3 protein-coding genes are annotated in these 5,343 nt (G+C 60.5%); all 3 read right to left on the bottom strand.

Annotated elements, in window-relative coordinates; translation table 11 throughout:
* Window positions 1-3,644, bottom strand: a 3,644-nt coding sequence (locus tag ACIREA_RS25925; RefSeq protein ID WP_397385222.1) for a filamentous hemagglutinin N-terminal domain-containing protein, incomplete at its 3' end; no start/stop codon positions are given.
* Between the two features lie 87 nt (window positions 3,645-3,731).
* On the bottom strand, window positions 3,732-4,679 hold the full coding sequence (locus tag ACIREA_RS25930) for a FecR domain-containing protein (RefSeq protein WP_397385223.1): 948 nt from the start codon (window positions 4,677-4,679) through the stop codon (window positions 3,732-3,734).
* 161 nt (window positions 4,680-4,840) lie between these two features.
* Window positions 4,841-5,343, bottom strand: a 503-nt coding sequence (locus ACIREA_RS25935) for an SOS response-associated peptidase (RefSeq protein ID WP_397385224.1), incomplete at its 5' end; no start/stop codon positions are given.

Consider the following 5,343-nt stretch of genomic DNA (forward strand, 5'->3'; position numbering starts at 1 on the left):
CCGACGAGGGTGTCCGCATGACTGGCGGAGCCGATGAGGTTTTCAATGCTAGTGAAGCTGGTGGTGCTGACGCTGACCGGGCCTGTGGCAGAGGCAAAAGTGACGGTGTCATTGCCTGCGCGCCCGGTGACTGACAGGGAGTCAGTCGTCAGATGTGAGAGATCGATCACGCCGTTGAAGGTGGCGGAGAAGGTTTGCGCAAAGATATGCGGTGCACCTATAAGCCTGCCGCCGGTGAGATTCACGGAATGCAGTGCCGCCGACTGCCCGATGATGCTCTGCAATGTGACATCGCCCGCGAGACCGGCATTCAGCGTCAGGTCATGGCCTGTGCTGCCGCCGTTGCTGATGGCACCACTTACGGTGATGGATGCGCCGTTCGGCACGGCACCGCTGCGAGTGGTGTCCAGCGTGGCATTGGCAGCGAGGGTGACCGGACTGCTGATGATGATCTCTCCGCCCGCAGTGGTGATGCCTGCGCAAAGAAGGGTGTTTGATCCATTCAAGGTCACGGCACCGCCGAGGTCGATGATCTGCTCGCTCACGGTGATCTCGCCGAGGGTCAGGATCGTCAAAGGTGCGCGCCATGTCGAAGCGCGGATTTCGACATCTCCCGAAGTGGCAGCACCAATGCTGATGTGGCTCAAACTGGAGGAGAGTGCACCGATGCCTGCGGAATTGATCAGCAGCGTGCCTGCTGCGCCGTCGCCCAGTCCGATGGTGGTGCCTGCGGAGACTGAGCGGATGGCCAGAGTGCCGATGCCACCAATCATAGCGGCACCCGAAATGCTGACGGTGTCGGTGGTGATAATGGTCGCGCTACTGTTGGTAATGGCGGTGCTTGAGCCAAGGTCCACGCCGGTATTTTCATAGCCGGTTGGAGTGCCGCTGCCGGTAACCGCTATGGTGGCACCTGCGCTGGTGATGGCGGTGCCTGCATCCTGAAGTGAAACACCATGGTTGCCGCTGCCACCGCCACCACCTGCCACGCCGAGGAGCGTGATGCCGCCTGCCGTGGGCAAAGTGGAGGTGGAGCGAATGGTGGACCCATTAATCATGAGGATGCCGACATTGCCGTCACCCGTGTCTCCGCTGCGGCCGTTCAAAGCGATGGCACCCATGCCAGATGTGGTAAGCGTGACGTTGTTCAGGATGATGCCAGCGAAGTTGCCACCCGTGGCAGTGGGGAATTGGTTTGCATCCAGCTGCATGCGTCCATCCACCACGGAGATGGTGGCTCCGGAGTTGGCGTTGATTTCACGCGTGGCCGTGAGGTAGATGGAGCCGGTGCCGGTGTTGGAAACGTGGCAGCCATTCACTTCGATGCCGTATCCAGTCAGAGTGATCACACCGCCTTGTGAGGAGAGGTCCGTATTGATGCGGATGTGGTCCGTGTTGGTGGTGATGATGCTGATGCCGCCGAAGGCGCTGAGCCCGCTGTCCGCACCGATGGTGCCAATGGTGAGACCCAGCGTGTTCAGGATCTGGATGGAGCCAATGGTACCGATGGTCGTCACAGTCTGAACGGCGTTGTCTGCGCTGGTGAGGAAGAAGTCGTTGTTGCCTGCGAGCTTGAGGCCCCAGGAGGTGATGGAGCCATGGCCGAGCACGCTGCCGCCCGTTGTTTGCAGGGTGACCACGCCAAAGCCGCCTGCGCTTACTGCGCCGCCATTGTCCAGCAGGATGGCCGCTGTTTGAGCGTTGCTGCTGGTGCCTGTCCTGCCTGCGAGCGTGATGTTGCCACAGTCTGAAAGGATCTGCCCGCCAATGATGATGGCCTGGAAGTCGCCCTCAAACGAAGTGGTGCCCTGATTGGCATTGAGGGTGACGTTGCCCGAGTGCGTGAGAATTTGCGACCCTGCCAAAATCGGTACGCTGCGTCCGGCATTGATGACGACCGAGCCGCTGCCGCTGGACTGAATCATGCCCGTGCCACCGCCCTGTGTGGTCATGATGAAATCACGATCCGCATGGATGGTCAGCGTGGTGGCGGAACTCCACTGAATGAGCCCCGCGAGTGTGATGTTCCCAGCGCCGCCGGTGGCGTTGCGGTCGGTCTGAATGATGAGGTTGCCGCAGTTGGTGTCGAGCCACGTGGAAATGTCGGAGGCGTTGAGCGTGTTCGCCTGCGCGGGATTGGTGATGGTATTTCCTGCCACGCAGTTGGTGATGAGGATGTCGTTAGGGTCGAGCAGCAGAGTGCCTGCGCTTCCTTGCGGCGCGCTGAGATCAATGCGGCCCGTCAGTGATTCAATGATCAGCGCCTGCTTGCCGGAAAGCTCAGCCTGCCCGCCATCACCGCTGGTCACGCCACCGCGTGCCTGCAGGGTGCCGCTGAAGGCTAGCTGGTCATTGGCAAAGGCGACCACCGTGCCGCCGCTGCCGCTGTGAATGGCATTGGCCGCAAGGATCGCTCCCTGCTGAATTTCCACATGAGTCGAATTCGCCATGCTGGCGTCCAAGCCCTGTGCTCCGCCGCCTGCGAAAATGCTGCCGCCACCCGTGGCTCCGCTGGCGCTGATGAGGGCCGCGCCGCCGAGAGTGAGTGAACTGCCGCCCAGTCGGATGACGCCGCCGTTACCGCTGGCTGCGTCGGCACGAATGGTGCCGTCGATGATGGTGACGGTCGGCGCTGCATCAGTGCCTGGGCTATCCTGCGGGCGGGCATTGATTTCGATCTGTCCGCCTGCGGTTTCGCCATCGGCAGAAACGACAATGGCGCGCCGTATGGTGACCTCTCCGCCCGTCACCGCGATGCTGCCACCGCGCCCCGTGGTGCCATTGGCATCCACACGTCCGCCGAGGGTGGTGCTGCCTTTGTTGCCAGCGTTGATTCTGATCTGCCCGCCGTTTCCTGAGTGCCCACGCGCCACCAGTTTGCCGGTGCTCTCGATGTGACCGCCATTGGCGCTGAGGATGATGCGGCCGCCCTGCCGCGTGGCGGCGGTCGCGGCGATGCGCCCGGTGTTGCGAATGGCCAGTGCATACACGTTGCCGCCGTGGGCTTTGAGTTCTGCGACATTCGCCTCGATGAGGCCGCTGTTGGTCACGCCCGTGCCGCGCTGAGGTCCTGCGGCATTGCGCACGATCACGCGCTCGTCGCCTGCGGGCATGATGAGCACATCCGTGCCTGCGGCCAGTCCCACCGTGCCGTTCGGCGCGCGGATGGCACCGGAGTTGTTGACCTGAAAACCGATGAGAAACACATCGCCGCTGGAGGCGCGGATGGAGCCTGCATTGGTGACGCCTGCGGTGGTGTTTCCTTGATAGACCATCTCTCCACCGGCCATGAACATGCGATTGCTCAGATCCAGCGTGGAAGCTGTGAGGCCCGCGACATCGACTACCGAGCCTTGGCCAAAGATGATACCGCTGGCATTGATGAGAAACAGCTGACCATTGGAGGTGAGTGTGCCGTTCAGGAGAGAAGGGCCGCCGTCCAACACGCGATTGAGCGTGGCCGAATTGACATCCGGCACGATGAAGTTCGTATGCTCGCCGCTGGCGATGTTGAAGGTGCTCCAGTCAATGACGGCGCGGTCCGTCTGCTGATGGATGGTCGTCAGTCCGGGGAAGGTGTTTTGGATTTGTGCATCTCCCAGCACCACCACGCCACCGGTGGGATTCGCAGAAATTTGAACCACTGATCCGTGCAGGAAAATCCATAACGCAGCCCCCCAAACGAGGGCGCGGACAGTCCTCAAAGATGGACACACCAAAGCCATTCCGTTTTATTGCTGAGGCTTGGGATTAGTGGCGGCGGTTTCCAGCGGGACGATGACGACTTCGCCGTCCTTCGTCTGCACGTAGCCTTTGCCGTTCTCGACAGAGACCGAGTAGAAGGCACCCTTTGCCACAGCGACACCGCTAGGTGTCTTGATCTTGAAATCCATTTTGCCGGAGGTCTCGGGCTTCACCAGCGCACCAATGGTGCCGTTCTTCAGGTCCAGCAGAACCTTCGGCGCGTCCTTGGACTCGACGATCTCAGCCACCACTGCCTCGGAATCCGGGCCGAGGCGAATCGCGGAAGTGGTGGTCATGGTCACCGTGGCGTTTGAATCCGCACCGGTTTTGAGCGTGCTGCCCACGGTCACGATGTCACCTTCCTTCAGTGCGTGCTCGGCCTGACCTGGAGGAGTCTCGGTCACCTTGCCTTTCACGATCGTCACTTTGCCGCTCTGCGGCACCTGTTTCTTCACATCGTTCGGGGTTACGTCCACCTTGCCATGCTCCACTTTGACGAAGCCTTTGCCATCTTCCACGGCCACCGCAAACATCGTGCCGCGAGCAGCAGCGATGCCGCTGGGGGTCTTCACTTTGAAGTCCATGGTTGATTGCGCCTGCGGCTGAATGAGCGCGCCGAGGCTGCCCGACTTGAGATCCACCAGCACCTTCGGCGCTGTGTCGGAATCCACGAGTTCCATGAAGACCGCCTGAGAATTTTCCGCGATGCGAATGGCCGATTGCTTGGTGGTCTTGATCACCGCGCGTGAAGCAGGTCCGGTTTTCACCGTGGAGCCCACCGGCACCGCATCACCCACTTTCAGCGGAGTCTCCGCATTGCCACCCATGGGGATGAGTGTCACCTTGCCCACTGCCACCGAAACAGTACCAGTGGATTCCGCAGCCATGCCATGCCCGACTAGAGCAAAGGCCACCATGGCTATGAGGAGTTTCATGATTTTAAATGTGTCGTACTTCATAGGTTCGTCAAAAAATTAAACGCGCCAAGATCAATGATGCGTCGCTATTTTGCGTCATTCTCAAGATTTACTATAACATCCATTATAGGATATGCGCTTGTAAGAGCTTCGTAAACTAAGCGAGAGATTTAGCCCGCTCAAGGCTTGAAGAGCAGCATTTGTGGACCGGGACCCATTTCCACTTTGACTGGTTCGTCTCCGGCTTGCGGCACGGGCGGCGCTATTGGGCGCAGGGCTTCTTCGCTTTTGTTGCGGGCTAGATTGGCGGCGGTGGAGACTCTATAAGCCTCCAGCAGCCCGCTTTCATAGGGGCGGAAGAAGGCGCGCATGTCATCGGACTGCATGCCGGGCTGCATCCACGCAAGGGCGGATTCGCCTTCCAAAATGAGGGGGCTGCGGTCGTGGAACTTGGCCATGTAACGTCCTGGCGGCGTGGTGACCACGCTCATGGAGGTGATGACGCCTCCGCTTTCGAAATCCTCCGGGCTGCGGCTTTCCCACACATCCCAGATGCCAGCCAGCAAGACGGGCGCATCATCCGAGCGATGGATGAAGTAGGGAGTGGTGCGATCGGGCCATTCATGCCAGCCCTGCACAGGAATGACGCAGCGCTGGCGCAGGATGGGGCCGCGGTAGGAGG

Origin of the sequence: Prosthecobacter sp., assembly GCF_044373815.1 — a bacterium.
Lineage (GTDB): Bacteria > Verrucomicrobiota > Verrucomicrobiia > Verrucomicrobiales > Verrucomicrobiaceae > Prosthecobacter.